At 39.3% G+C, this 24,678-nt stretch carries 24 protein-coding genes; 9 read left to right on the top strand and 15 right to left on the bottom strand.

Annotation, left to right across the window (positions count from 1 at the left end; translation table 11 throughout):
* Positions 1-168: 168 nt before the first annotated feature.
* The 4 genes from C6N34_RS08540 to C6N34_RS08555 form a co-directional block, all read right to left on the bottom strand.
* The gene (locus C6N34_RS08540) at positions 169-1,572 is read right to left on the bottom strand and encodes a ferredoxin:protochlorophyllide reductase (ATP-dependent) subunit N (protein ID WP_006277884.1); all 1,404 of its coding nucleotides are present in this window, start codon (positions 1,570-1,572) and stop codon (positions 169-171) included.
* A gap of 30 nt (positions 1,573-1,602) precedes the next feature.
* Positions 1,603-2,136: a DUF5331 domain-containing protein gene (locus tag C6N34_RS08545; RefSeq protein WP_006277885.1), complete on the bottom strand. Its 534-nt coding sequence runs from the start codon at positions 2,134-2,136 to the stop codon at positions 1,603-1,605.
* A gap of 210 nt (positions 2,137-2,346) precedes the next feature.
* A complete protein-coding gene (bchL, locus tag C6N34_RS08550) occupies positions 2,347-3,213 on the bottom strand; it encodes a ferredoxin:protochlorophyllide reductase (ATP-dependent) iron-sulfur ATP-binding protein (protein WP_006277886.1) in 867 nt (288 codons plus the stop codon).
* A gap of 447 nt (positions 3,214-3,660) precedes the next feature.
* Complete coding sequence (locus C6N34_RS08555) at positions 3,661-3,903, bottom strand: TIGR02450 family Trp-rich protein (RefSeq protein ID WP_057176809.1); 243 nt, start codon at positions 3,901-3,903, stop codon at positions 3,661-3,663.
* A gap of 159 nt (positions 3,904-4,062) precedes the next feature.
* Between C6N34_RS08555 and ilvN the strand changes: the two genes are divergently transcribed.
* Positions 4,063-4,596: an acetolactate synthase small subunit gene (ilvN, locus tag C6N34_RS08560; RefSeq protein ID WP_006277889.1), complete on the top strand. Its 534-nt coding sequence runs from the start codon at positions 4,063-4,065 to the stop codon at positions 4,594-4,596.
* A gap of 2 nt (positions 4,597-4,598) precedes the next feature.
* Here ilvN and C6N34_RS08565 read toward each other — a convergent pair whose 3' ends face one another.
* On the bottom strand, positions 4,599-6,074 hold the full coding sequence (locus C6N34_RS08565) for a leucyl aminopeptidase (RefSeq protein ID WP_057176821.1): 1,476 nt from the start codon (positions 6,072-6,074) through the stop codon (positions 4,599-4,601).
* 41 nt (positions 6,075-6,115) lie between these two features.
* Positions 6,116-6,934 (bottom strand): alpha/beta fold hydrolase, encoded by an 819-nt coding sequence (locus C6N34_RS08570; protein ID WP_006277891.1) that lies wholly within the window; start codon positions 6,932-6,934, stop codon positions 6,116-6,118.
* 654 nt (positions 6,935-7,588) lie between these two features.
* Here C6N34_RS08570 and metG point away from each other — a divergent pair.
* From metG to C6N34_RS08590, 4 genes are all read left to right on the top strand, one after another.
* Entirely contained in the window at positions 7,589-9,178 is a 1,590-nt protein-coding gene (metG, locus tag C6N34_RS08575; RefSeq protein WP_057176808.1) for a methionine--tRNA ligase, read from the top strand.
* A 182-nt stretch (positions 9,179-9,360) separates the two neighbouring features.
* On the top strand, positions 9,361-9,990 hold the full coding sequence (locus C6N34_RS08580) for a LabA-like NYN domain-containing protein (RefSeq protein WP_040009398.1): 630 nt from the start codon (positions 9,361-9,363) through the stop codon (positions 9,988-9,990).
* Between the two features lie 108 nt (positions 9,991-10,098).
* Positions 10,099-11,262 (top strand): LPS export ABC transporter periplasmic protein LptC, encoded by a 1,164-nt coding sequence (lptC, locus tag C6N34_RS08585; RefSeq protein WP_181735955.1) that lies wholly within the window; start codon positions 10,099-10,101, stop codon positions 11,260-11,262.
* 155 nt (positions 11,263-11,417) lie between these two features.
* Positions 11,418-11,921, top strand: a complete 504-nt coding sequence (locus C6N34_RS08590; protein ID WP_057176807.1) for a hypothetical protein — start codon at positions 11,418-11,420, stop codon at positions 11,919-11,921.
* Between the two features lie 34 nt (positions 11,922-11,955).
* On the opposite strand, the gene C6N34_RS08595 is transcribed toward C6N34_RS08590, so the two are convergent.
* The 3 genes from C6N34_RS08595 to C6N34_RS08605 form a co-directional block, all read right to left on the bottom strand.
* Entirely contained in the window at positions 11,956-12,246 is a 291-nt protein-coding gene (locus C6N34_RS08595) for a TMEM165/GDT1 family protein (protein WP_057176806.1), read from the bottom strand.
* Positions 12,247-12,266: 20 nt separating this feature from the next.
* A complete protein-coding gene (locus C6N34_RS08600) occupies positions 12,267-12,641 on the bottom strand; it encodes a TMEM165/GDT1 family protein (RefSeq protein ID WP_006277897.1) in 375 nt (124 codons plus the stop codon).
* A gap of 69 nt (positions 12,642-12,710) precedes the next feature.
* Entirely contained in the window at positions 12,711-13,067 is a 357-nt protein-coding gene (locus tag C6N34_RS08605) for a YkgJ family cysteine cluster protein (RefSeq protein ID WP_006277898.1), read from the bottom strand.
* Positions 13,068-13,199: 132 nt separating this feature from the next.
* On the opposite strand from C6N34_RS08605, the gene psb30 reads away from it, so the two are divergent.
* Complete coding sequence (psb30, locus tag C6N34_RS08610; RefSeq protein ID WP_006277899.1) at positions 13,200-13,319, top strand: photosystem II reaction center protein Ycf12/Psb30; 120 nt, start codon at positions 13,200-13,202, stop codon at positions 13,317-13,319.
* A 76-nt stretch (positions 13,320-13,395) separates the two neighbouring features.
* On the opposite strand, the gene recJ is transcribed toward psb30, so the two are convergent.
* From recJ to C6N34_RS08630, 4 genes are all read right to left on the bottom strand, one after another.
* Positions 13,396-15,219 (bottom strand): single-stranded-DNA-specific exonuclease RecJ, encoded by a 1,824-nt coding sequence (recJ, locus tag C6N34_RS08615; RefSeq protein WP_115538366.1) that lies wholly within the window; start codon positions 15,217-15,219, stop codon positions 13,396-13,398.
* Between the two features lie 401 nt (positions 15,220-15,620).
* Positions 15,621-16,865, bottom strand: coding sequence for an exonuclease subunit SbcD (sbcD, locus tag C6N34_RS08620; RefSeq protein WP_115538365.1), 1,245 nt, complete (start codon positions 16,863-16,865; stop codon positions 15,621-15,623).
* Positions 16,866-16,938: 73 nt separating this feature from the next.
* Positions 16,939-17,643: a phosphoadenosine phosphosulfate reductase gene (gene cysH, locus C6N34_RS08625; RefSeq protein ID WP_115538364.1), complete on the bottom strand. Its 705-nt coding sequence runs from the start codon at positions 17,641-17,643 to the stop codon at positions 16,939-16,941.
* A 352-nt stretch (positions 17,644-17,995) separates the two neighbouring features.
* Positions 17,996-19,384 carry an AAA family ATPase gene (locus C6N34_RS08630; protein WP_115538362.1) on the bottom strand — a complete coding sequence of 463 codons (1,389 nt, stop codon included), beginning with the start codon at positions 19,382-19,384 and terminating at the stop codon, positions 17,996-17,998.
* A gap of 446 nt (positions 19,385-19,830) precedes the next feature.
* Between C6N34_RS08630 and C6N34_RS08635 the strand changes: the two genes are divergently transcribed.
* The 3 genes from C6N34_RS08635 (at position 19,831) to phnE (ending at position 22,466) form a co-directional block, all read left to right on the top strand.
* On the top strand, positions 19,831-20,811 hold the full coding sequence (locus C6N34_RS08635; RefSeq protein ID WP_115538361.1) for a phosphate/phosphite/phosphonate ABC transporter substrate-binding protein: 981 nt from the start codon (positions 19,831-19,833) through the stop codon (positions 20,809-20,811).
* Positions 20,812-20,924: 113 nt separating this feature from the next.
* Entirely contained in the window at positions 20,925-21,656 is a 732-nt protein-coding gene (locus C6N34_RS08640; protein ID WP_057176797.1) for a phosphonate ABC transporter ATP-binding protein, read from the top strand.
* Positions 21,657-21,659: 3 nt separating this feature from the next.
* On the top strand, positions 21,660-22,466 hold the full coding sequence (gene phnE / locus C6N34_RS08645; RefSeq protein ID WP_065179931.1) for a phosphonate ABC transporter, permease protein PhnE: 807 nt from the start codon (positions 21,660-21,662) through the stop codon (positions 22,464-22,466).
* A gap of 132 nt (positions 22,467-22,598) precedes the next feature.
* Here phnE and C6N34_RS08650 read toward each other — a convergent pair whose 3' ends face one another.
* Together C6N34_RS08650 and C6N34_RS08655 are read right to left on the bottom strand one after the other, a co-directional pair.
* Entirely contained in the window at positions 22,599-24,254 is a 1,656-nt protein-coding gene (locus C6N34_RS08650) for a hypothetical protein (RefSeq protein ID WP_115538359.1), read from the bottom strand.
* Positions 24,247-24,675: a hypothetical protein gene (locus C6N34_RS08655; RefSeq protein WP_115538358.1), complete on the bottom strand. Its 429-nt coding sequence runs from the start codon at positions 24,673-24,675 to the stop codon at positions 24,247-24,249. The genes C6N34_RS08650 and C6N34_RS08655 overlap by 8 nt, the downstream gene beginning before the upstream one ends.
* Positions 24,676-24,678: the final 3 nt, after the last annotated feature.

Below are 24,678 nucleotides of genomic sequence, written 5' to 3' on the forward strand. Positions count from 1 at the left end.
ATGAGTTATGGAGGTTTTTTGTGGGTGGAAAACACAACTGAGACCGGGAATCAATTCCCGGTCTCCCCCATGGACCAAGTGTGGATTAATTCAAGCAATAACGGGTAGTTGGCGAGATCCCGTGGGTTTGTTGAGTTTAATAACTCAACCTACAAATAATTGTATCTCTTAAGCTGTAGTTGCTTCTCGCACCAGTTTATCCCAACCCAAGTCCTTCAAATTATTGTTCCTCCTTAAAGGACGGGTGACTAATTCCAAAATGTCCCGCGCATTGCCAAATCCATGAATCTGTGCAAAGGTAAACTCCACAGACCACTTAGTATTAATCCCCCTTGCTTCCAGGGGATTAGCATGAGACATCCCAGTGATTACTAAATCTGGTTTTAATTCATAAATCCGCTGAACTTGATTATAGTTATCTGGTTTCTCGATAATTTTAGGTAAGGCAACACCCATTTCTTGACAAGTCTTTTCTAGTAAAGATAGTTCGGCTGCTTGGTAACGTTTATCCATATAAGGGATGCCAATTTCTGGTACGGTCATTCCACAGCGAACTAGGAACCGAGCTAGGGAAATTTCTAACAGGTTATCACCCATGAAAAATACAGATTTACCGCGAATCAACTTCACATAATCCTCTATATTTTCCCAAATTTGTGCTTCCCTTGCTTCCAAACCCTGGGGAGTAATACCAAAAACCGAGCAGATCTTCTCCACCCATGCACGGGTACCATCTGGACCAATGGGGAATGGTGCACTAATTAGTTTACATTTTCTCCTTCTCATTAAGGTTGTTGCAGTCCTACTTAAAAAGGGATTAACACCAGCAACATAATAGCCCTCTTCAATTACTGGTAACTCGGTAAATCTCTTTGCAGGAAGCCAACCAGAAACCTTAATTCCCTGTTTCTTCAATTCTAACGTTAATTGGGTAACCACAGGATCTGGTAAAGAACCGAATAATACCAAAGGTGGATGGTTGACATATTCCGATTCTTCCTCAATTACCTCTTCCTTTTTCTTCCCAAAATGTAGTAACTTTTGAATAGCATTCCGTTCGTTCTTTTCCGTTTCAGTTACTGGTGTTTGAGCAGGACAACGATTAGCCATAGCAGCTAAAACCGTATCCTCACCTTGGGTAAAAGCATAATCCAATCCGTTTGCACGAGCAACCACAATAGGAATACCAATTTCCGCTTCTAACTTGGGAGCTAATCCCTCCAAGTCCATCTTGATGATTTCAGTAGTACAAGTACCAATCCAGACAATTACACTAGGATTGCGATCGCGTTTAATTTGTTCACAAAGTCTTTTTAACTCATTAAAATCATTCAACTGAGCAGAGATATCACCTTCTTCCAATTCAGCCATTGCGTAACGGGGTTCAGCAAAAATCATTACTCCCATGGCATTTTGAAGAAAATAACCACAAGTTTTAGTGCCAATTACCAAAAAGAAGCTATCCTCGATTTTCTGATATAACCAAGCTACACAACTAATGGGACAAAAAGTATGATAATTACCGGTTTCACATTCAAAAGTTAAAGCAGTATTTTCCGCAGTCACTGTCATTTAATTTTTCTCTCCTTTATTTATATTTATTTAATTTTCGGGGAAGAGACGGGCCATTTCCGAACCATCAAAAACCCTGGGAGGTAGTTCCTCGCCATTTCCAGAAGAATCTCCGCCCCAAACGTCAGAAACCAACTCACCCGTCTCATGGGATTGGTTGAAATCATCGAATTCATCATCATCCGGTAAATTCAACCCTAGAGACCTATTCACCAGTGAAGGATTTTCTCCCACCACACTAGGTGCATCGGAATATACTTTCCCATCATCCAGATTACGTGCTTGACCTGCAATAGCAAGGTCGGGGTCAAAATTTAATCCCAGAACCTCAATTAAAATATCGGGGTCAGGATTCAACTTAGCAAAAGGAAACATCAACTGAGCAAGTTTAGGTTCCAAAGCGTTGACCACACCCAGGATCAGGTAAGAAGAAGGACGTTTACCTCCATCAGGGGTAGACATTGATTGTGCAGCCATCTGCACCACAATCCACTCACGATTAACCTCAAAAAAATGTAACCACTTTTGTTTAATTGCATCAGTAAAACTATCGAAGAAAGCCATATTTCCCCTATCCGGTAAAAACTAAATTGTTGGGTGAAAAAACCAAGCAGAAAAATCAGGTTTTCAAGAACTGCTGTGTTTTATGTGTAATATAACAGCAACTGACCATGATACGGGAGACTAAAGGACAATTGTAGATAAGATGAAACTGTTTTTCGATAGCTATTTTGCTGCAACTGGGTTCCTAATCTTCACCCCTAATTAAACACCTCAGACCATCATCAGTTTCAATTCTTGTTCCTGGTTATTAGTCTGTGGTTTAGTGGGATTTAAATAGAAATCTGACAACAGGGAAAACAGTTCCCGGTCAGGAGCATCACTGGGAACAACCCCCTCTGGTTGAGCTAAAATTTGGTCAGCAATACTCAAATAATAGTCACAAACATAATTGAGTGAGGGGTCTGATTCTGCCATTTCAAACAGGGTTTTACCCTTAACACGAGAAACACGAATATCTTCAATCAATGGCAATACCTCTAATACAGGCATTGGCACTGCTTCTACATACTTCTCAATTAAATCCCGTTTCGCGGTGCGATTACCAATTAAACCTGCTAAACGTAAGGGGTGAGTTCTGGCTTTTTCACGGACAGAAGCAGCAATGCGATTAGCAGCAAAGAGTGCATCAAAACCGTTATCAGTGACAATTAAACAGTAATCAGCATAGTTTAGAGGTGCAGCAAAACCACCACAAACCACATCACCTAAAACATCAAACAGAATCACATCATACTCATCAAAAGCATTGAGTTCCTTTAAGAGTTTGACAGTTTCACCTACCACATAACCACCACATCCTGCACCTGCGGGTGGTCCACCAGCTTCTACACAGTCAACACCACCATATCCAGGGTAAATGACATCCTCTGGCCACACATCTTCATAGTGATAGTCTTTTTCTTGCAGGGTGTCAATGATGGTGGGAATCAAAAACCCGGTTAGGGTAAAAGTGCTGTCATGTTTTGGGTCACAGCCAATTTGTAGTACCTTTTTACCCCGTTTGGCAAGGGCCACGGATATGTTACAGCTGGTTGTAGATTTACCAATACCACCCTTTCCATAAACTGCTAATTTCATAATTTCTCATCTCTCAATAGTTTTTCTTTTCGGTTCCACAGAGATCCTGGGTTTTTACCAGGTAATTTCTCAAGGTCTGTGATTGTCATTATTATCCAAGTTCCCCATAAAGCAAAGGGCAATCAACTACGAAATTCTGCTCTAAATGTAGAATTTACAAGCAAAACTGATTTTTTATGGGTTAAATGTCCCTTAAATCTTAAAAAATCTCTATATTTAGCTCTAAATCAATTTTTTATTACTTTTACACTAAAAATAGTTACAAAAAACAAATTAGCCATTATGGGGGGTAATCCAGGTAGGTGCTAGGATAGGAAGACGGAAATATGGGGATTGGGGAGATTTAATACTAGGTTGAGCTTTTATGTAAATTATTATTAAAATAGAATAGCGTTCCCCTATAATCCCCGAAAAAGGATTATGGATAAAGGCGATCGCTAAGTGATACTACGTCTTATTGTTGATTTCTACTAAAGATTGCCAACCCGGATGCCATTGGGAATTGTCCTGTAATAGTTTAGCATTTATCCAAAAACGCACTTTTGGATCACATGCTGCTACCATTTCCGCATATACCCAATTACCTTGATTTTTACGATTAACAACTTGAAAGTGTCTCCAACCATCCACTTTTTGTTGAGCTGTCCACTTAGAACCAAGTAAATAAGGAAACTTTTGTTTTTTAGCCATCGGAAATAATATAAGTATACGGAGAGATATACACAATTAATTATCATCTAATTATCATCTTCCGCGCAAACACTGCTCCGCTCCCAGTTGTTCTACGCGTTCTTTTCTCCTATAATCGGTCTGTTGTTAGTTATCTTTACCCATTCCATTTTGACCAACATGAAACATACTCTTTCAGTTCTTGTAGAAGATGAAGCGGGAGTCTTGTCTCGCATTGCCAGTTTATTTGCGCGTCGTGGCTTTAACATTGAAAGCTTAGCTGTTGGTCCTGCTGAACAGGAGGGAATATCCCGCATTACTATGGTTGTACCTGGAGATGACCGCGTACTTGAACAAATAACTAAGCAATTATATAAATTGATTAATGTATTAAAGGTACAAGACGTTACAGAAACTCCCTGTGTAGAGCGGGAATTGATGCTCTTAAAGGTAAATGCCAATAGCACCAACAGATCCCAAGTGGTGGAACTGGCTCAGATTTTCCGTGCTAGGGTAGTTGATGTAGCGGAAGATTCTCTGACCATAGAAGTGGTAGGAGACCCTGGGAAAATGGTAGCAATTGTTCAGGTTTTACAAAAATTCGGTTTGAAGGAAATTGCCCGCACAGGCAAAATTTCTCTCACTCGCGAATCCGGTGTCAATACTGAACTTTTGAAATCAATTCCCAGAGAAGTACTAGCACAAAAATACTAGATTTAATCGCTTTCAACCCAACTCACCAAGGTTCTTACACCAAAACCAGTTGCTCCAGCACTATTGTAGCCACTTTCTTTATCAGCCCAAACAGGTCCAGCTATATCCAAATGTGCCCATGGTGTAGTTTTAACAAACTGCTTTAGAAATAGAGCAGCTGTAATAGAACCACCATAGCGGGGTCCAGTGTTTTTCATATCAGCAATACCTGATTTTAACCCTTCAAAATATTTTTCTTCCATTGGCATCCGCCAAATCTTTTCTCCAGAAGACTCAGCAGCGGTTTGCAATTGAGATGCTATATTATCATTAGGGGTAAATAAGCCAGCAATATTATCGCCTAAAGCTACTACGCAAGCGCCTGTGAGGGTTGCTAGATCCACCATGGCATCCAGACCTAACTGATCGGTGTACACCAGAGCATCAGCTAGGGTTAAACGCCCTTCCGCATCAGTGTTATTTACTTCGATAGTTTTGCCATTAGATGCTTTAAGGATATCTCCTGGGTGCATAGCTTTACCGCTAATCATATTTTCAGTAACTGCGGATATGAAGTGAACTTCTACATCTGGTTTAATCTGACCTATAGCCTTAGCAGCACCAAGAGTAGCAGCAGCTCCACCCATGTCAATTTTCATAGTTTCAATTCCGCTACCAGCTCCTTTAATATTCAAACCACCAGAATCAAAGGTGAGACCTTTACCAATAATAGCTAGTTTACGTTTAGGGGTGGTTGCGGGTTTATAGATGAGGTGAATAAACTTGGGTGGAAGGTCGGAAGCTTGTGCTACGCCTAAATATGCTCCCATACCAAGTTTTTCACAGTCTTCTTGTTCCAGAATTTTTAGTTCCAAACCATGTTCCTGGGCGATCGCTTGAGCAGTTTGTGCCATAGTAATAGGTGTGACCGCATTAGCTGGAGCTGCTACCAACTCTCGAGCTAAAATAACTCCGGAAACAATTTGTTCTGCGCGGGTGATAGCGGGTTGTTGTCCCGATAAATTTAATAGGTCAATGGTCTCAATAGGGGGATTTTTATCTTCTGGTTCTGATTTGAACCGAATATCTTGATAAAGTGCTAATTGGGCCCCTTCTGTAATCGCTTGGGCGGTAGCTGCTGGTTGATTATTGTATATTGGAAAACTAATAGCCAGGGTTTTGGTTTTTTGCTTTTTAGCAGTCCTAGCAAGGGTTGCAGCTGCTATACGCAAAGTTTCTAATTTCAGTGTATCTACTTTTCCTAAACCGATAAAAATTACCTTACGAATGGGGGAGTTGGCTCCCACACGAATGACCACTGTAGTATTAGCTTTACCGGTGAACTCTTCTTCAGCGATGACTTCTGAGAAAACTCCCCCGTATTTCTGGTTGAGAGTTGCTAAGTCGTCTTTTAGCTCTACTGCATCTTCAAACAGTCCAATACCCAGGGTATCACCAGTCCAATTTAATAATTCTGTGTCACTAGTCCGAGTTATCATTTCTGTCATTTTTTCTTGTTTTTACCTGCTTCCAGTATGGCCTAAAATTTTCTATTGAGGGAGACTTTCTCGTAAAATCCCTGGTCTTGGAGAATTTTATATAGATTTATCTCTTCCTCCACTAGACAAGCGTGACCACTATCAGGTAAAATCACGATCTTACTATTTGGCAACATCCTTCCTAATCTTTCTACCTCTGTAAGGGATGGTAACAGGCGATCGCTTCCCCCAGCGATTAACAGTGTCTCTTGTTTGAGTTGTTGCATTTTCTCATGATCCAGGTGAAAGTGACGCAATAAGGACAATCGCCAATTAATAGTTTCTGCAGGGAGGGAGGTCATACTTTGGAGTAGTTGACGACGGAGGGGAGTGGATATGCGAGGTAAAGATGCTAAAAAGGGTAGCAACCCCCAAGCACCTACCGGATAAAACCATGATGGTACTAAATTTGTCATTTGGGATGAAAAGCTGATCCAAGGATTTAGTTTAAAAGAAGAAGCGGGATTAATTAGAATAATACGTTTAAACAAACTTGGTGACTGAATAGCTATTTTCATAGCCAAACAAGCACCGAAAGACTCACCACACAAATAAACCAAGCGATTTCCTCTCTTGAAGGATCCTGTAGTCAATTCCATATCAATTAAGTCGAGGACATTTGTGGTTAATAGGTTCCAATCTCTCATATCCGTTTTAGGAATTGCTAAACAACGAATGTCAAACCCCCGCCCTAAATCGCTAATTTGTGACTGTAGCATTTCACCGGTTCCATCCATTCCTGGTAAATAAATAAACAATGGATATTCTGGTTGTAGGGGTTTGGGAGTTAAAAACCGGAGTTTGAGTTCCACATCTATCATCTTGGTATTTTTCGGGGAATAGAGTCATTAAAAGCTAACTACATCAAGCTTTCTATATAAAAATCAATTCAGTCTGAAACTATAATTACAGATTTTAACGAAGTTTGAATGAATTATATATAAATAGGTGAAATCGCTGAATAAATCCTTGACGCAGTTAATCCATCTCAATGGTTGGTAGTTGAAGTATGGATATGAGATTGTATTTGACGAAGCACAATCTGTCCATACTGAAAACTGAAATTTTCCTACCTATTTACCGATTAATTCGTGTATGTTGCGCAAAAATTTGGCATTTTTCTTAATTAATATTTTACATTTCTGTACTTAAACCTGAACGGGATCAGATGGGACTGTAGAAATTAGAGATTAGGCCTGATTTTCCGTTGGTTTGCCCAGTTTTTTGATCTGAGTACACTCTCTGACTACAGTAATCAAAATCCAGGCAAAATCCGGGAATGTGATTGTTGACTAATTGTCTCCTAATCCCAGGGAACAATCATTAGTGTTTATAGAATGGAAAAAATTGTGAGGTTATTAACTTGTCATGATCAAAACACAGTTGGAAAAAATAGGTGTAATGTTATATAATTACCTAGCTTTACAAAACTAACTAGCTGGTAAAACTGTTTAATAATTTCTTTTTTATTATCTATGAATCTAACAAATAAAACTTCAAAAACCTTTGCCCTGACCACACCGCTATACTATGTAAACGATGTTCCCCATATTGGTAGTGCTTATACCACAATAGCTGCAGATACTATAGCCAGATTTCAGCGTTTATTGGGTAATGAAGTGATATTTATTACTGGAACAGACGAACATGGACAAAAGATCCAAAGATCAGCACAAAGTCAAGGAAAATCACCCCAAGAGTTTTGTGATCAAATTGTCCCTAGTTTTATTGATTTATGGCAAATTTTGAACATTCAATATGATCGATTTAGTCGTACTACTGATTTAAAGCATCAGGTAATTGTCAAAGAATTTTTTAATAGAGTTTGGGAACAGGGTGATATATACCGAGGAGAGCAGAAGGGATGGTACTGCGTATCCTGTGAAGAGTTTAAGGAAGAAAGGGAGCTGATAGAAGGTAAGCGCTGTCCTATCCATACCACCAAGGAAGTGGAATGGCGCGATGAACAAAATTACTTTTTTCGTCTATCTAAGTATCAAAAACCACTAGAGGAGTTTTATCAATCCCATCCAAACTTTATTCAACCTGCTAGTCGGCGAAATGAAGTTCTTAGCTTTGTTAGTCAAGGTTTACAAGATTTTTCAATTTCACGGGTCAATTTAGATTGGGGCTTTCCTGTACCTGTGGATACCCAACATACTCTTTATGTTTGGTTTGATGCACTTTTAGGCTACATAACAGCACTATTAGAACCAGGAACAGAACCAACTTTAGAAAATGCCGTGTCTAAATGGTGGCCAATTAACTTACATTTAATTGGTAAAGATATATTAAGATTTCATGCCGTATATTGGCCAGCTATGCTGATGTCAGCTAATTTGCCCTTGCCAAAACAAGTATTCGGACATGGATTTTTGACTAAAGATGGTCAAAAAATGGGGAAGACTCTGGGTAATACTGTTGATCCTGTAGCGCTGGTGAAAAAATATGGTAGTGATGCTGTTCGTTATTACTTCCTTAAGGAAATCGAATTTGGTAAGGATGGCGATTTTAATGAAATTAGGTTCATTCATGTTCTAAATGCAGATTTAGCCAATGACCTAGGTAATTTGTTAAATCGTACTTTGAACATGGTGAAAAAATACTGCGCTGGGGAAATTCCCTCCATTGCTCCACAAGATATTCCCCCTGAGAATACCTTAAAGACAATTGGTGGGCAATTAGGGGAGAAAGTTAAACAAGCTTATTCAGTTTTAGCTTTCAATGAGGTAGCTCAAGCTGTGATGTTATTAGTTCAAGCCAGTAACAAGTTTATAGATGAACAAGCTCCTTGGTCATTATATAAACAAGGAAAACAGAATGAGGTAGCAACAGTGTTGTACACCGTTCTGGAATCGGTGAGACTAACAGCTTATTTACTATCGCCAATTATTCCTAATATCAGTAGCGATATTTATCAGCAATTAGGATGGGGAATCAATTTTAACAATCCAGAAGAAACCTCCACCGTTGCACCTTTTACAACCCATGCAACATGGGGCGTACTATCGAATAAACAACAGTTAGGCACACCTCAGCCAATTTTCAAACGGATAGAACTTTAAAACCGGAACCCTCTCAACATTTGTCTTTTCATGGCAAAGGTTACTTCTAGAGGTGTTTGCTACCGTGGGGAGGTGCAATAAAACTGACATTTTTTTTGAGTCAATTAACCCAATCTAATAAGGGCGTAAATTTAATGATTTCTATCGCAGACGACATGGATAACAACCGAGGTCTAACAATGATGTTGAATAATTTAGAAAATGACTCGATTTTTACGCCAGAACAGGTTTTGGAAAATCGGGGTCGAGTGGCAATATTTATTGATGGCTCAAATTTATTTTATGCAGCTTTGCAATTAGGTATCGAAATTGATTACACTAAACTATTATGTCGGTTGACTGGTGGATCAAGGCTATTACGGGCTTTTTTCTATACTGGTGTAGACCGGACTAATGAGAAGCAACAGGGATTTTTGTTGTGGATGCGTCGCAATGGTTATCGAGTCATAGCTAAGGATTTGGTACAATTGCCAGACGGTTCCAAAAAAGCTAACCTAGATGTGGAAATAGCTGTGGATATGATGGCTTTAGTGGACTCCTATGACACCGCAGTTTTGGTCAGCGGTGATGGCGACTTGGCCTATGCTGTTAACTCGGTCAGTTATCGTGGCGTTAGGGTGGAAGTTGTTAGTCTACGCTCCATGACCAGTGACAGCTTAATTAATGTGAGCGATCGCTATATTGATTTGGAAGCGATTAGGGAGGATATCCAAAAGACACCTCGTCAGGGTTATCCCTACAGGCCATTATCCAGTATGGGATTCTTGGACGACCATCAAGATAGTGAAGGACATTTACAGATTCCAGAATAATGCAAAAACAACTAAGCGGGAATTATGGGAGCGTTAATACGCAACTTCTAGAGGGGAAGTAAATCCAATTCCTCCCGCTACAGTTTTATGTGATTTTATATGTTAAATATGCCTAAAAATTTTAGTTATTGGTCAGTGATTTTATTATTGTTAACGGGATTATTTGGTTGCTCGGGTTCATCTACTATTTCTCCAGTGGAGAATAGTTCTGATTCTGATAAGTTGAGGAGTGATAGTCAGTTGACTTTTTTTGGTGTTAGTCTGGAGCAATTTGACCAAGATGGTAAACCATTTTGGAAGGTGCAAGCTCGTCAGGCTAAGTATACCAAAGAAAAGGAAATTGGTCAAGCCAAAAATCCCCAGGGTGAACTATATCAAGATGGTAAAGTAGTTTATACAATTAAAGCAGAAACGGCGGATATTCAGCAAGATGGTAAACAACTTGTGCTCAAGGGTAAGATTGTGGCTACAGATCCTCGTAATGGAGTAGTATTGGAAGGGAATGAATTGGAATGGCGACCCCAGGAAGATTTATTAATAGTCCGTAATCAGTTTCATGGTCATCATCGTCAATTGAAAGCTACCGCCCAGGAAGCTAGAGTTAAAACTCGTCAACAACAGGTGGAGTTTACAGGCCAGGTGTTTGCCGTTTCTAATGACCCTAAATTACAAATCAAAACTGAACGCTTACTTTGGCAAGTTCAATCAGAAAAGTTGGTGGGCGATCGCCCTGTGGAAATTCAACGTTATCAAAACAATCAATTTACTGATCGCGCTCAAGGAAAGGGTATAGAGGTTAATTTGAACACGAAAATTACCACCCTAGGACCGGAAGCCAAACTCCAGTTAATTAACCCACCAATGCAAATTAATAGCAATGCGATCGCCTGGGATATTAATCAAGAAATTGTCAAAAGTAATGTTCCCGTAAAGGTAATTCATCAAGGGGAGAATATAACAGTATCTGGCAATGCAGCGGAAATGAAATTGCTAAAGAAAACGGTTTATTTAACGGGTGATGTTCAGGCAATTGGGCAACGTAATCAGTTTTTAAAATCAGAGCGACTCACTTGGTATTTAGAGCGAAAATTAGTGGAAGCTCAAGGAAAGGTGATTTATCGTCAGATGGAACCACCTCTGACTTTCCAAGGGTCAACTGCAATTGGCAATTTGGCAACGGAAAATATTACCGTTAAGGGTGGTAGTTCTGGTCGGGTGGTGACAGAAGTTATTCCTCAGCAGGTTCTTACCCCATCCCTGGGAGAAAGATAACGATTTGTAACATTTGGTTCATATTCGTTGTCAAATTCGATTTTTGGATAGAAACTAAATAGTATGGCACTTTAGGTAGTCAGCAATTTTCCCAACCTGATTCTAATCGTGTTCCCAAACAACGTAATTAAAAGAATTACAGCAATCATAGTTTTATGAACAATATTTCTAACCTTCAATTTAAGAGATCCGGTTGGCAAACAACCGTAATCTTTACCCTGGGTTTTTGGCTCAGCGCTACCATGGTATTAGATGGGTTAATCATGCCCAGTCTTTACATTACTGGTATGATGAAAGAAGCAAATTTTACCATGGCTGGCTACAGCATTTTTTGGAATTTTAACCGTGTGGAGTTAGTAGCTGCTGCGGTAGTATTGACCGCCATATTGGCTATGGGTAAAGCCAAGTCAAAATGGAACTTGAGTTCTATATGTTGGTCGGTTTTATTGCTCATGGTGGCCCTGTTAGATACCTATCTGCTCACCCCCCAAATGTCCGCTCTGGGTAGTAATTTGAGTTTGATGGTTACACCTGGTACAGTGCCAGAAACCATGAATTTACTACATGGTGGTTATTTTATCCTAGAAGTTATTAAGTTAGTAGGAGCTGGTTGGCTATTTAATCGCTGTTGGAATGATAGAGAAATCATGGCAATCTAGTTTGACTAGGTTTGACCATATAAGGCGATCGCTTTTAGGAAGCGCGATCGTCTTCATTCTCAGGTAGTAAAAGACGAATAGCCAAAACAGCAAAACCAATAGCTGCAATTGTCTTTAAAATTCTGGTGGGCAATAATTGTGCCACCGCTCCCCCAGCTAACACACCCAGCAAACTAGTGAACACCAGCGCAGCTGCGGTGCCAAAAAATATAGCCTTTCTAGATTTTCCTTGACCAGACAATGCGATCGCAGCTAGTTGACTCTTATCACCCAGTTCGGAAAGAAACACGGTAATAAAGCTAATTCCCAGAAGATTCCAATCCATATCTATATCTATTTAATAACTTAACCGTGAATCACATCCCAAAATAACATCGAAGAAACTAACAATAATACCAGTCCTGCTGATTTTTCTACCGTTTTAGGACTAAGTCTACTAGCAATAAAACCACCAAGCAGTACACCCAGTAAACTAGTGGTGACCAAAGCAGCTCCTGCTCCCAGGAATACCAACCAAGGCGCATGGGACTGGGCACTCATTAATAATGTTGATAATTGAGTCTTATCACCAATTTCCGCCAAAAAAATGGTAATAAAGGTTGTCCCAAATACTACCCAAACCGAGTCAGACTTTTTTGTCTTGGGTGGTGATTGGTCAGCAGGTGCAGTAATGGTTAAATCCAAAGTATCAAGTTTCACGGTGCTAACGGAGTTTTTCATATTTTTATCATTATCTCATAATGTAATGACCAATGACAAGTTTTTAAAAAAAGATCCTTTGTCCCTACTTCACAACTCAAAACCCAGGGTCTGATTAAATCGAATCATTTCTAAACTGCGATCGCCATATACAGAATCTATCTGTTGATGACAACAGTCAATAGCGAAGTCATTTAACTCCTCTGGTTTGATACCATACATCTTTTCAAAGGTTTTAGACTCTACCCGACAAAATGAAGGACGATCCCTATAAATAGTACATTCTCGTGTTTGATGATCAAAATTAACACACCAACCGTCCTCACCTACCAAACGGAGATAGAGTGAGAGTTCTGTAGGTGAGAGATAATCGGATAAATAGGGGCGATCGCTAGGATCCAGATGACAGCAAGCACCACACTGCTTAACACATTGCCAAGTAGCCATAAATTACCTCCATAATAGATGAAACAAAAAGAGACATGAACTGATCCTGTTTTTTGGTATATTGATATAGTAGGAAAAATTGCCATTTAGCAATTTGAATTATTTAATTTTTTAAAACCCTTGGGAGGAAAAATGGAAGCTCTAGCTAATATCAACTGGGAAGTCGCGTTTCAATTGACCTGTGTAGCATTAATTGTCCTTGCTGGACCCGCTGTAATTTTTGTACTCGCTTTTCGTAACGGGGATCTTTAATTGGTGAAATGGGAAGTGGGTGTGAGCAAGCCATACTTTGCCAAAATACTACAAAATTAAGCCCAAACTGAGTCAACTAGTTTCCGTCAAAGCTGTAATTGCAGCTTTGATGATACTGTTGAGGTAACCTAACACCGACTAACTCCAACTCAATATCATTCGCACCATTAAAGTTATTTTCCCGTAACTTGTAAGCAATATCAATAGTGAAGGGTAAAGGGAAATAATCACCCCATCGCCAAGCCAAAGCTTTAATTTCATATCTTGTATTATCTATGATTTGAGCCAAAGTTAACTTAATACTACCCTTACCAATCATTTGCTGTTCTACCACTCGTACTTGGGGAGTCCAAAAGATAGGGTCAGGGTTTTCAATTCCACAGGGATGAAGAATATTCAACTGTTGGAATAAATCCCGATTGATCTGACAAAAGTTGATTTGACCATCTATTCTTAATAGTGGTTTGAGATGTTGAACTTCCAGACATTGATTAGCAAACTCTGATAAACGCAATCGAAAATTTTCTAGATTAGCTGCGGGTAAAGAAAATCCAGCAGCAGCTTTATGTCCACCATATTTATATAGTAAATCGCTGCTAAACTCCAAAGCATCAAACACATTAAATTCAGGTATTCCCCTTGCGGAACCACGAACCAGGTGATTATTTTCGTAAGTACCGATAAAGACAGGAACTCCATAACGTTCTACCAGACGAGAAGCGACAATGCCAATTACACCATGATGCCAATTATCTTTGACTACGACCAGAACTCGGTCTTGATGCAAATTTTGTGCATATAAATCTTCAACCAACAATATTGCCTCTCCTTGGATTTCCTCACAGATTTTTTGACGTTCAGCATTTATTTGCTCACATTGCATTGCTCGTTCTAAAGCAATTCCCATATCATCAGTAGTTAGTAATTCGATCACAATTTGAGGATTGCCAATTCTACCCACAGCATTGATTCTTGGTCCTAGACGAAATCCAATATCTTCTGGTTTTAAAGACTTAGAATTTTGTGCCTTAGATACTTGCTGATTTTCTCCCATACTTGGTTGTACACCAGAGACTTGAATTAAAGCCTGAACACCCGGTAAATTGGACTTATATAATGATTTTAAGCCCCGTTTTATCCAACGACGATTAACACCGGTTAAAGGAGCTAGGTCAGCAATAGTTCCCAAGGTAAATAAATCCAACATAGGTTGAACCAGACCTGTGATTTTTTGCAAATGTTGAGCTAAACATACAGCTAAAACATAGGCTACACCCACACCAGCAAGACCTCTATAAGGGGAAGATAGAGATATTAATTTGGGGTTAAGAATTGCATCAGCAACTGGTAATTGGGGAGGTAAATCATGGTGATCCGTAATAATCACTTTCAAACCCAACTCTTTTGCTCTTGCAATAGGTTCAAGAGCAGCAATACCATTATCTACGGTTAGAATTAAACTGACCCCTTCACTGTGAAATTCTTCCACAATTCGTTTATTAATTCCATACCCCTCGTGCATTCTACTGGGAATAGCATAGTCAATGTTTGCACCTAAAGATCCAAGACTACGTAACAGCAAGGCTGTACTAGTCATGCCATCAGCATCATAATCGCCGCAGATAGCAATTTTCTCATGGTTCCTAATAGCACTTGCCAATAATTCCACACTGGGAACTAAATCGGGGAACTCGTCCAAGGGAGAGGGTAAATTTATACATTCAGGATTGATAAATCTAGTAGCTATTTCTGGTGTTTCCATACCTCTATTAATTAACAACTGACCTATAATAGGAGAAACATTATTGACACTTGCTAACTTTTCAGCTAATTCTTCATTTTGCTTTGCTATGTGCCAGCGTTGATATGGTAATTTTATATTATTTTTCTGTGGAGTCATGGTTGGTTATAATCAGCAAAAATATGAAATTTCAAATCCAGTAGATGTATAAATAATAATCTATAATGTTAGCAGCAAACACAATTTTTTGATAAAATCTCAAGTAAGTGCCAACTTGGCAACCAGAGACTCTAGAAGGGAGTTACATTGAACTAGACAAACAAGAGTTAGTCTCTTACAGTTTGTTAAACGAGTGAACAAAATGACCATTTGCTGCAATAGGAATGATCAATGAATACAAACCTAATCGATTACAAATTACCCCCCTAATTAACGATTAGGTTTGTCAGTGATATTCCCTAAACGCTTCAGCAGCAAATAAGAGAGTGGGAGTGAATGGCGCTTGGTAATGCCTCCTCCCACTCTCTTTTTTATGGGTACTACCAAAAAACAATATGTCACTATCTGTCTACCAAAATCATAGTCTCATCATCTCCTAATAACTCTTGTGCTGCTTCTAACATATATGTGGCAATATCTTTTAAATCTTCACGATTGTTTAAGTAGGTTCTTAATGCCTCTATGGGATCAATACTACTACTAGCATTTAATTCGGGAATTCGCGGTCTGGCTAATTGACTCACTAGTTCTGGGTGAATCGTATAATGATGTGCATCCCCCAGCGCCTTATGAATAACAGCGTTTTCTATTACATCTAATTGTTCCGAACGCAGTTTATAAACTAGTCTGACTACATTCCCTGTTAGGTCATGTTTGGCGATCGCCTGCAATAATGTTTGTTGAGGATTGTCTCTGGGGGATAAATCCACCTCGATGGTGCGGAAAATGCGAGCAGGTAGTGGGCAAAACTGCCAATTGGCCTTACCTTTTTCCAACTCTACCATGACATAACCCTTTTGTTCTTTTTCTTCACTAAAATCCACTCGCTCAATACTACCAGGATAAACCACAGGTGGGTCGTTGGATTTATTCAGATTTTGATGGCAGTGGACATGACCTAATGCCACATAATCAAAACATGGTCTAATAAGTAAAGAAGCTGGCAGAGTAAAACCCTTACCTACAGCTAATAAACGTTCCGCACCCAACATAGCATTATCAGCCATCAAATGGGCTAAAAGTATGGTGGGCAGATTTGGGTCTAAATTTCTCACCTCTCCTTCTAAAACCACTTGTAATTTTTCAATCAAAAGTTGATTAACCTCAGCCATAGACATTCCCGTAGTTTCCTTGCGGGTCATTAACATAGACCTAGTCAACCAAGGTAGAGTAATTACTTGTACCTTACCATTGGGGGTTTGAATATGATGGGTAGTCAAACTATCACCCACCACAAAACCGGGTACTCCCAAAGTTCGGTAAATATTAAGACTTGCTCCTCCTATACCCTGGGAATGTAAATCATGATTGCCAACTAATAAAACCGTTGGAATATGGGCATCAACCAACCTACGAAACTGACTGGCAAATGCTTCTTGTACGTAAGGTGGAGGGGTAGCATCCGGAAAGGCATCACCACCAAATATAACCATATCTACTGGTTCAGACAGGGCCCGATCAATACATAAAGATAGGGTATTAACAAAATCCTCCAAGCGGGAGTTTAATCCAGTGTTGGGGTTAATACGTCCGTGGGAAAAACCGCTTCCTATATGAATATCTGAAAGGTGTAGAACTTTGATCATGGATTTACGGCAATCTTTTTTTCATGATACGCTCCCACACTCACAGTGTGGGATTTATATCTAGATTTAAATCTTAAATGTGAATACCACACTCAGTCTTCCCAGTACCGCGCCAACGTCCAGCTCTTTCATCTTCTCCATCACCTACCCTGGTAGTAATGGGTTCATCACCAATACTTGGGTATCCTTGATCATGTAGGGGATTATAAATTACCTTGTATTCAGCTACATACTCCCAGCTTTCTTTTCTTGTCCAGGTAGCCAAGGGATTAATTTTTAAGCGCCCTTGATTATCCAACTCAAACACGGGCATATTCGCACGGGTAACCGCCTGATCCCGACGACGACCAGTAATCCAAGCTACTGTATTTAATTCATCCAATCCACGCTGCAAAGGTTCAATTTTAGTAATTTGATGAAATTTACTAATATCAGTATCCCACAACGCCTCTCCATACTTAGCGGCAAATTCCTCACGACTATAGACATTGGGTACTTTATAGGTCTTTAAGTCTAAGCCATAAACTGTTTTAGCTTTAGCAACCAAGTCTAAAGTTTGTTCAAAGTGATGAAGGGTATCAAGGAAAATCACTGGTGTTGGGTGATCCAGTACTTCATAAAGAATATGGGTAATAATCAAGTCATCAACATTGAAAGCACTGGTTTGGACTAAACCCGTAGGTACGTTTTCCACCGACCATGCCAAGATTTCCGTGGGAGTGGCGGTTTCAAATTGTTCATTTAAACTTTCTAAGTCAAAAGCTGTTGCAACTGTCATGGTAGTTCTCTTGTCAACGTTTAAATATCTCAAAGTATTTTACCGGAAAATTGACCCACCTGACTTAAAAGTTGCTGGAAAACTCTTTCCATCCATTTATCAAGCGCGATTAATTCCACTGCCAACTACGTAGTCCGCGCGTCTGCACTCCCCTTTGGTCCCATTAAAGATATCCTCGGGAGACCGAAACTGATCCACTTTTATCACCAGAGCATCCAAAGGTAAGTCACGTATCTTTACCATGGAATCCGGGGATTGAGGTTCATCGAGTATAGCATATAACTTCCCGTTCTCCTCTTTAAGCTCAACCTGTGCGGTTTTCTTAATTAGTTCGGCAAGAATTTCCATGTCCCTACTCATCATCCCCCCAAACAATTTCTTCCTGAATGCGATTCATCTCTTCAATTGTTTTATCGAAGCTAGAAGCTTCAATTCCCATTTTGGCATCTATGGGAGCAGGAACTAGTGTTTGGCAATAAGTCTTTTTCTTTAAGCTGTCTAGCTTAATCAATTCCTCTTTTGCAATAAAAACGCTAACCTTATCAGCTTTGAGCAACTCTTCTTTGCGGTATCCTTCACGCTCTGCTATTTCACTTAGCCTTTTTCCTCCCTGATTTAACATAATGAGAGTGTTAAGCTCTTTAATAATATAATCACTGTGAGTAGTTATAAATACTTTTACTCCAACATTTACCAACCTCGAAAACAAACGAGCTACGCGTCTCTGGTTCTCCGGGTGCAAATTAAGCTCAGGTTCATCAACCATGAGTAAGTCGCCAGGAGCAGCAACATGTCGCAGATAAAATCCTATATCCAGTAGTGAACGAACAGCGCTTGAACTTTCATCCATGGTCAATTTTACGCGTTTTCCTTTAGGGCTATAGTATAATTCATCATTCTTCGTGACAAGATACTCACCACCAATAATGTCTGAGAAGTCATTTGTAATCTCTGGATGATTCTTTGCTATGAAGCTATCTTTTTTTGAAAGCTCTTCTAACTGTCTTGTGAAATCAACGTTTGACTTAATGGGTAGGGCATAATCCGCATATACTTTGGAAAGTAATTCAAGTGGATTTATTTCCTTTTCCATTGAGCTCATTTCCTCCAGGAGACGGTTTCGGGCAAAATTAAGCTCTCTTCTGAATATTGCCACACCAGTTCGTTCGGCGCTGGCAATAAAAAGACGGGGGAAAAGGTCCCCAAAAATAATGTCTTTTAGAGCATCTCCGATAATTCGACTAATTATTTCTTGAGGTATCCTTACCTGCTCTTTCTCAACGAGCAAAGAAATTGAAACTAGGGAAGAGTCGGCTTTTTTCGATATGAAGAATAGCTGGGTTTTAGCTGCACCCATAGTCCGTTCGAAGGTTGAAAGAGGGTGTATATCACTAGAATCCAGGTTTACCAAAAACTGACTCCCGGCAAAATGTTTTTCGGAGGAAGCGAAGAAGTGAGGTAATTGTTGTGTAAATGCCTTACAACCTTTCTCAAGGATATTTGGTGCATTGCGGATGTATTCTTCAATATTTAACTCAATTAAACCTTCATTTAACAATTGCCACACATCTCCGTCGGAAATATCTATGGAGAAAGCATCACGCCAAAATGAGATAAAGCCAAACAATGCATAGGTGGCATAGGTTTTACCGGTATTGTTCCCACCACATATAATAGTTAGTTCGTTAAGTGTAAACTCTGCCTGCTTGATAGGTCCGAGATTCTTTATGGAAATTTTCATTCGCTTTTACATTTAGCTGATTTAAATATATAGCCTTGGCCAGAACCACCTTGCAAATAGGTACGAGTAGTTGATTTTTTAAGAGAGATAACATACACCTATCTTAATGTAACAGATATCAAGTTATATGTCAACTCCGTCAACTCATCTTGTCTTGGGAGGATATGTTTAGGTAGAGCTTAGTTATAGGATGAGATTAAACAAATATACACTTTGAAATAGCCCTAAAAATTATGACTTGAGTTATAAAAATATAGATAGGAATGAGTAGCAACAGTTTGTGTTAGCTAGTATTTAATCTTAGTATAATAAATACTAATACTTTACCTATATTTTGAATCCCAAAATTTTCTACCCCAGCCTATTGACTTTTATTCTCAAAAGTTCTACATTAACTTTTGGGATTAGTTGAAACTAATTCGCAAAAATACTGAGAATTATTACTAATGAACCTTAACCAATTCCTGAAAAGAAAGTTCTTGATTGCCGGTACATTGGCAACACTGACAAGTTTATTTGTCAGCAATGTAGTCAAAACCCAACCCACGGTGGCTAACTCCAATCCTCCCCCAGTAGCACCACTGTTACTTACAAAAAATCTCAAAAATTTGACCATAGTCTTTCCTAGTCGAAAGGATGCTCCTAACCTGCAAGAACAAGTGGGGAAAGTAGCTAACTTCTTGTCCCGGGAGTTAGGAATACCCGTAAAGGCACAAATTAGCGATGATACTGCTGCTGTAGAAGCCCTAAGAGCTAATAGAGCCGATGTGGCTTTTTTAAGCAGTCGTCCAGCCTTAAAAGCGGAGGGACTAGCAAATTCTCGTTTATATCTAGCAGAGGTGAGATCTAACTACTCCGGTAGATACACTTATAATTCCATATTTGTAGTTGCCAAAAACAGTCCTCTAACTCCTAAAGCTTCTACTAAAGCGACGCTGGAACAGCTCAGAGGCAAAAAAATTGCCTTTACCTCCCCCACCTCTGGATCAGGGTTTATTTTCCCAGTTAGTGAGTTGGTGAAGAACGGATTTGTCCCCGACAAAGATCGGATGGAAGGTTTCTTCGGTCAAATTACTTATGGAGGTAATTACAGTAAAGCACTGGAAGCAGTGGTACGTGGTCAAGCAGATGTAGCAACAGTTTCTGAGTATGCCATGTATCCCCCCTATATATCTACCACAGATGCTGCTAAATTGCGAGTGCTGTATAAAATATCCGGTGTTCCCGCTCATGGAATAGTTGTTGATGATGATGTTCCAGTAGTCATGCGAGAAAAAATTATTAACGCCTTTCTCAAGTTAAACAAACCAGAAAATAACCAATTGTTGCAGGGTTTGTATAATTCCACCGAGCTAGTGAGAGTTGATCATAATCGTCACTTGAAACCCGTGCGCGATGCTCTGAAAAATTTGGGTATAGAACCATAGGGCGAAAAATGGATATGTAACTTCTATAAGTAGTTTTCTATAAAGCTATTTACTGTCAAAAACTGTTTAGAAGTGCTAGAATATTTTTAATTAACAATAATTTGGTTACTACCATGAAACTAATTGAATGTCACAATCTAAAAACAAGTTACACTGCATCCTCAAATCGTCCGATCCTCAATGGGATTGATTTGGAGATTAGCCAAGGTGAATTTGTAGTTCTCTTGGGTTTAAACGGAGCTGGTAAATCCACCCTCTTGCGATCGCTCATAGGGTTAGCTCCGGTAGTAGGTGGTTCTGTTTACATAAACAATAGACAGATGACAAACGAGACCTTGCCAGAAATTCGTCAAGATATTGGCATGTTATTTCAAGGTGGGGGATTAATTGGGCAGTTATCAGTTTTAGATAATGTGTTATGTGGTCGTTTAGGCAAAAGAAAAACCACCCAAACTTTATTTGGATTTCCTCGTCAGGATCACTTCTTAGCTCAACAATTATTAGCACAACTGGGTTTGAAAGGTAAAATCTATCAAAAAACCAGTCAACTCAGTGGTGGACAGCAACAAAGAGTAGCTATTGCCAGGGCTCTAATTCAATTCCCGCAAATCCTGCTAGCGGATGAACCAATTACCGGTTTAGACATGATGGCTTCTCAACAGGTAATGGAAACCCTGGTGAAACTAAATCGAGAGCAGGGATTAACTATTATTATGGTGCTACATGATTTAGCCATGGCTGCAAAATATGCTGATCGTGCTATAGTTTTGGATGCTGGGCGCATTGTTTATGACGGTAAACCTTATAATTTACCAGAGAAAGTTGCTCAGGTTTCACACTTTTAAACTATGACAAAAACACCTAAACACCCTCTATTTAATCACTACTCTCAGCTTGTTTTTTGGTTAAGGAATATAATTATTCTCTTAGTGGTTGTGGGGGTGTATGTTTGGGCATTGCAGGGGTTAAAAGTTGATTTTGAATTGGTCAAAAACAGTTGGCCCTACGTCATAGATTTTATTGTCAGGTTATTTCCCCCCGATTGGAAGGTTCTGGATATAGCTGTTAGGGCACTAATAGAAACTGTGCAAATGTCTTTGTGGGGTACTTCTATTGGCGCGCTGCTCTCCTTACCAATTGCAGTAGCTAGTGCTAATAATATTGCACCCTTGTGGTTGCAATGGTTAGCCAATCTCCTGCAAAATGCTGTTCGTTCTGTTCCTTCGATTATTTTAGGTTTAATCTTTGTTGCTGCTACGGGTTTGGGATCACCTGCTGGAACCTTGGCCCTAGCTATCTACACTATTGGCTATCTTGCGAAATTTTATCAACAAGCCATTGAAGCTGTGGATTCCCGTTCATTGGAATCTTTACGGGTAATTGGTGCGTCAAAGTTACAAATGGTTCAGTATGGCATATTACCTCAAGTGTTACCTTTGGGACTGGGTTATACTCTGTGGATGTTTGAGTATAATATTCGTGCTGCTTCTGTGCTAGGTGTGGTAGGTGCAGGTGGAATTGGGTTTCAGTTAAAGAGTTATATAGACGGTTTTGAGTATAATAAGGCGACTACTATGATGTTAGTATTGTTAGTTGTGGTGACAGTAATTGATGTTTTTAGTAGCAAGTTACGTCGCTATCTGGATTCTATCTGATGATTGAATATTCTGCTGCGATCGCCTAAGTGTAGGTTGGGTTGAAGTATGAAACCCAACGCCCGCATGAGTTAACCCATTCTACAAATAATTGTGCCTCCCTACTTAAAAAGACGATTTAATTAGTCTTAATTAGTCGCCCCATAATCGTTGGAAATTACTTGCAGGCGTTCCTAAAAAAGCCAAAAATTGCCTAGTTTGAAGAGGAGGATTAGCACCAGGAAAAATAGTGAGTAATTCTATGTACCCCTTTTGGTACCCCTTTTGGCGAACTATATTACCATCTACAGTTTTCTTGTAATGAGGATACATTCGATGATAAATTCTGCCAATATTGCCCATACGACCAGTCAAGGTAGAACCCTTGATTGATTGATTCCCTTGATAATTACCATGGAACCAATGCACTGCTAAACTATCATCCTTATCTTCAGCTATACGTCCCCAAATTTGTACATTTTGAGGGTGAAAAGATTCTCTCCATAAACACCTCACATTTTCAGGTGTTATTCCTTTAAACCTTAACCATTCTTCCACAGTTTGACGAACTTTATCAATGGCATTTTTGATATGTAGAATATTATTAACTGGGAAATAATAGTCCTTTGAATCCGGGATGAATTCCCAGTGACAACCAATCATAGGCTTATTTTGATTATCCAAATATTCGGGTAAAAATTCTCTATGATCTATCCGACGAGAGGATTTGCCAAATCCACCAATCAACATACTAAATCGCAGAATAGCTTTTGCTAACATTTTCAACTGCTTTTTATATTCAGGAGAAGGATTTTTCATACAAACAATGGTTAAGGTACCACTTTTTAAATGGTAGGTGGGCATGGTGACATTATTATATCTAAACTCACCCATGACTAAATTTTCTGGATTAAAACTAATCCCTAAATCTCCTGCTATGGCTCCATTATTTCCTGCAAATCCTCCCCACAGTTCTTTGGTTAATTGTTCTGCGGTTTTTTCATTGATCATTCCACTTAATAATCTGAGGGTATGACCACGGAGAGCAGCTTTAAATATATTGGGACGAAATTCACCACTTTTGTCTATTAACTGTGATGCTAAACCTTTGCCCTTTAGTTTAACACTTAATAATTTATTCTGGTTTTGTTCTGGTGCAATAACAGGTTGACCATAACCCGCACTGACTCTAGAACCAATACCCTTTTGTATGGCTTTATCCCAAATCTCCCAAATTGTTTGCCACTCAGTATCATCTAACTCAATATTGCTAGAAATACCAAAAACCAGGGTTGGTTGATATAGGGAAATTTGTAGGAATGCAGAATGACTATTATGATTTTTAACTTGCCATTCTTCTTGAGGGTGAACTATGTCAATTAATTGTTGCTCACGCCAACTATCATCTTTTGGATATGCACCATGAAACCGCAATATACCTGGTTTGGTATCCTGGGTAGTTTGAGTTCCACAATATCTTATACCTTGTTCACGGGTGCAACTTCTTAAAAATGCCCCCTTCATACTAGCACCAGGATAATAGGGAAATCCATTGGCACCAATTACAGGTCTAATAATATCATCATCTTGTCCACTATTGGCAAGAAAACGCCAGGAAATCTCATATTCTTTGGTTCTCACATGAGTCCCAAATTTAGGTAGGTTTGCTACTGCTTCATCCCATTCGTCAACCCATCTTTCTGGCTTTGACCGATCTGCAATATACTGAACCTGTCCCCTTCCATCAACTTGAGCTTGAAACATTAAGGGGACTTCATTACTGTTCATTAAACGTAATTCATTAATCATCATTTTCACCTGCTTTTTTATAGCGTTGAGTCCACCACACTAAGCTATCACAAAATTGTGTTAACACGGCTAAACAAACACGTTGGTCATCAATAGATAGGTTCCATAATCTAGATGCATAGTCTTGTAGTTGTGCGGTGTCATTATTAGTTGGTATTTCTGGTAATTGTACGCCCGCATTCTTCATAATCTGTGTGAATTCTTTCCAGGTAGCCTGCCAATACTTACCTTTTTGTTGGTCATCATCATTATTTTTATTATTTTTACTCAACAGTCGTAGGTGTTCACCGGAAAATCTTTCTAAACCGTAGGCTACGGTGCTACGCATTTTATGGGATTGACCAATCACACCTTTTTTATCTCGATAGATAAGAACTAATTTTTGAGCTTTCTGATCTAAATTATAGGATTTCCAGGTCATAAT

The sequence above is a fragment of the Cylindrospermopsis raciborskii Cr2010 genome, from assembly GCF_003367075.2.
Classification (GTDB): domain Bacteria; phylum Cyanobacteriota; class Cyanobacteriia; order Cyanobacteriales; family Nostocaceae; genus Raphidiopsis; species Raphidiopsis raciborskii.

Bases quoted from the DNA above. Each gene is read 5' to 3' on its own strand.
- C6N34_RS08595 (WP_057176806.1), bottom strand. From the start codon at position 12,246: ATGGATTGGAATCTTCTGGGAATTAGCTTTATTACCGTGTTTCTTTCC.
- C6N34_RS08555 (WP_057176809.1), bottom strand. From the start codon at position 3,903: ATGGCTAAAAAACAAAAGTTTCCTTATTTACTTGGTTCTAAGTGGACA.
- lptC (WP_181735955.1), top strand. From the start codon at position 10,099: ATGCCTAAAAATTTTAGTTATTGGTCAGTGATTTTATTATTGTTAACG.
- bchL (WP_006277886.1), bottom strand. From the start codon at position 3,213: ATGAAATTAGCAGTTTATGGAAAGGGTGGTATTGGTAAATCTACAACC.
- C6N34_RS08540 (WP_006277884.1), bottom strand. From the start codon at position 1,572: ATGACAGTGACTGCGGAAAATACTGCTTTAACTTTTGAATGTGAAACC.
- sbcD (WP_115538365.1), bottom strand. From the start codon at position 16,865: ATGATCAAAGTTCTACACCTTTCAGATATTCATATAGGAAGCGGTTTT.
- C6N34_RS08545 (WP_006277885.1), bottom strand. From the start codon at position 2,136: ATGGCTTTCTTCGATAGTTTTACTGATGCAATTAAACAAAAGTGGTTA.
- psb30 (WP_006277899.1), top strand. From the start codon at position 13,200: ATGGAAGCTCTAGCTAATATCAACTGGGAAGTCGCGTTTCAATTGACC.
- C6N34_RS08605 (WP_006277898.1), bottom strand. From the start codon at position 13,067: ATGGCTACTTGGCAATGTGTTAAGCAGTGTGGTGCTTGCTGTCATCTG.
- recJ (WP_115538366.1), bottom strand. From the start codon at position 15,219: ATGACTCCACAGAAAAATAATATAAAATTACCATATCAACGCTGGCAC.
- C6N34_RS08635 (WP_115538361.1), top strand. From the start codon at position 19,831: ATGAACCTTAACCAATTCCTGAAAAGAAAGTTCTTGATTGCCGGTACA.
- metG (WP_057176808.1), top strand. From the start codon at position 7,589: ATGAATCTAACAAATAAAACTTCAAAAACCTTTGCCCTGACCACACCG.
- C6N34_RS08655 (WP_115538358.1), bottom strand. From the start codon at position 24,675: ATGACCTGGAAATCCTATAATTTAGATCAGAAAGCTCAAAAATTAGTT.
- C6N34_RS08630 (WP_115538362.1), bottom strand. From the start codon at position 19,384: ATGAAAATTTCCATAAAGAATCTCGGACCTATCAAGCAGGCAGAGTTT.
- cysH (WP_115538364.1), bottom strand. From the start codon at position 17,643: ATGACAGTTGCAACAGCTTTTGACTTAGAAAGTTTAAATGAACAATTT.
- C6N34_RS08650 (WP_115538359.1), bottom strand. From the start codon at position 24,254: ATGATTAATGAATTACGTTTAATGAACAGTAATGAAGTCCCCTTAATG.
- C6N34_RS08640 (WP_057176797.1), top strand. From the start codon at position 20,925: ATGAAACTAATTGAATGTCACAATCTAAAAACAAGTTACACTGCATCC.
- phnE (WP_065179931.1), top strand. From the start codon at position 21,660: ATGACAAAAACACCTAAACACCCTCTATTTAATCACTACTCTCAGCTT.
- C6N34_RS08580 (WP_040009398.1), top strand. From the start codon at position 9,361: ATGTTGAATAATTTAGAAAATGACTCGATTTTTACGCCAGAACAGGTT.
- ilvN (WP_006277889.1), top strand. From the start codon at position 4,063: ATGAAACATACTCTTTCAGTTCTTGTAGAAGATGAAGCGGGAGTCTTG.
- C6N34_RS08570 (WP_006277891.1), bottom strand. From the start codon at position 6,934: ATGATAGATGTGGAACTCAAACTCCGGTTTTTAACTCCCAAACCCCTA.
- C6N34_RS08590 (WP_057176807.1), top strand. From the start codon at position 11,418: ATGAACAATATTTCTAACCTTCAATTTAAGAGATCCGGTTGGCAAACA.
- C6N34_RS08565 (WP_057176821.1), bottom strand. From the start codon at position 6,074: ATGATAACTCGGACTAGTGACACAGAATTATTAAATTGGACTGGTGAT.
- C6N34_RS08600 (WP_006277897.1), bottom strand. From the start codon at position 12,641: ATGAAAAACTCCGTTAGCACCGTGAAACTTGATACTTTGGATTTAACC.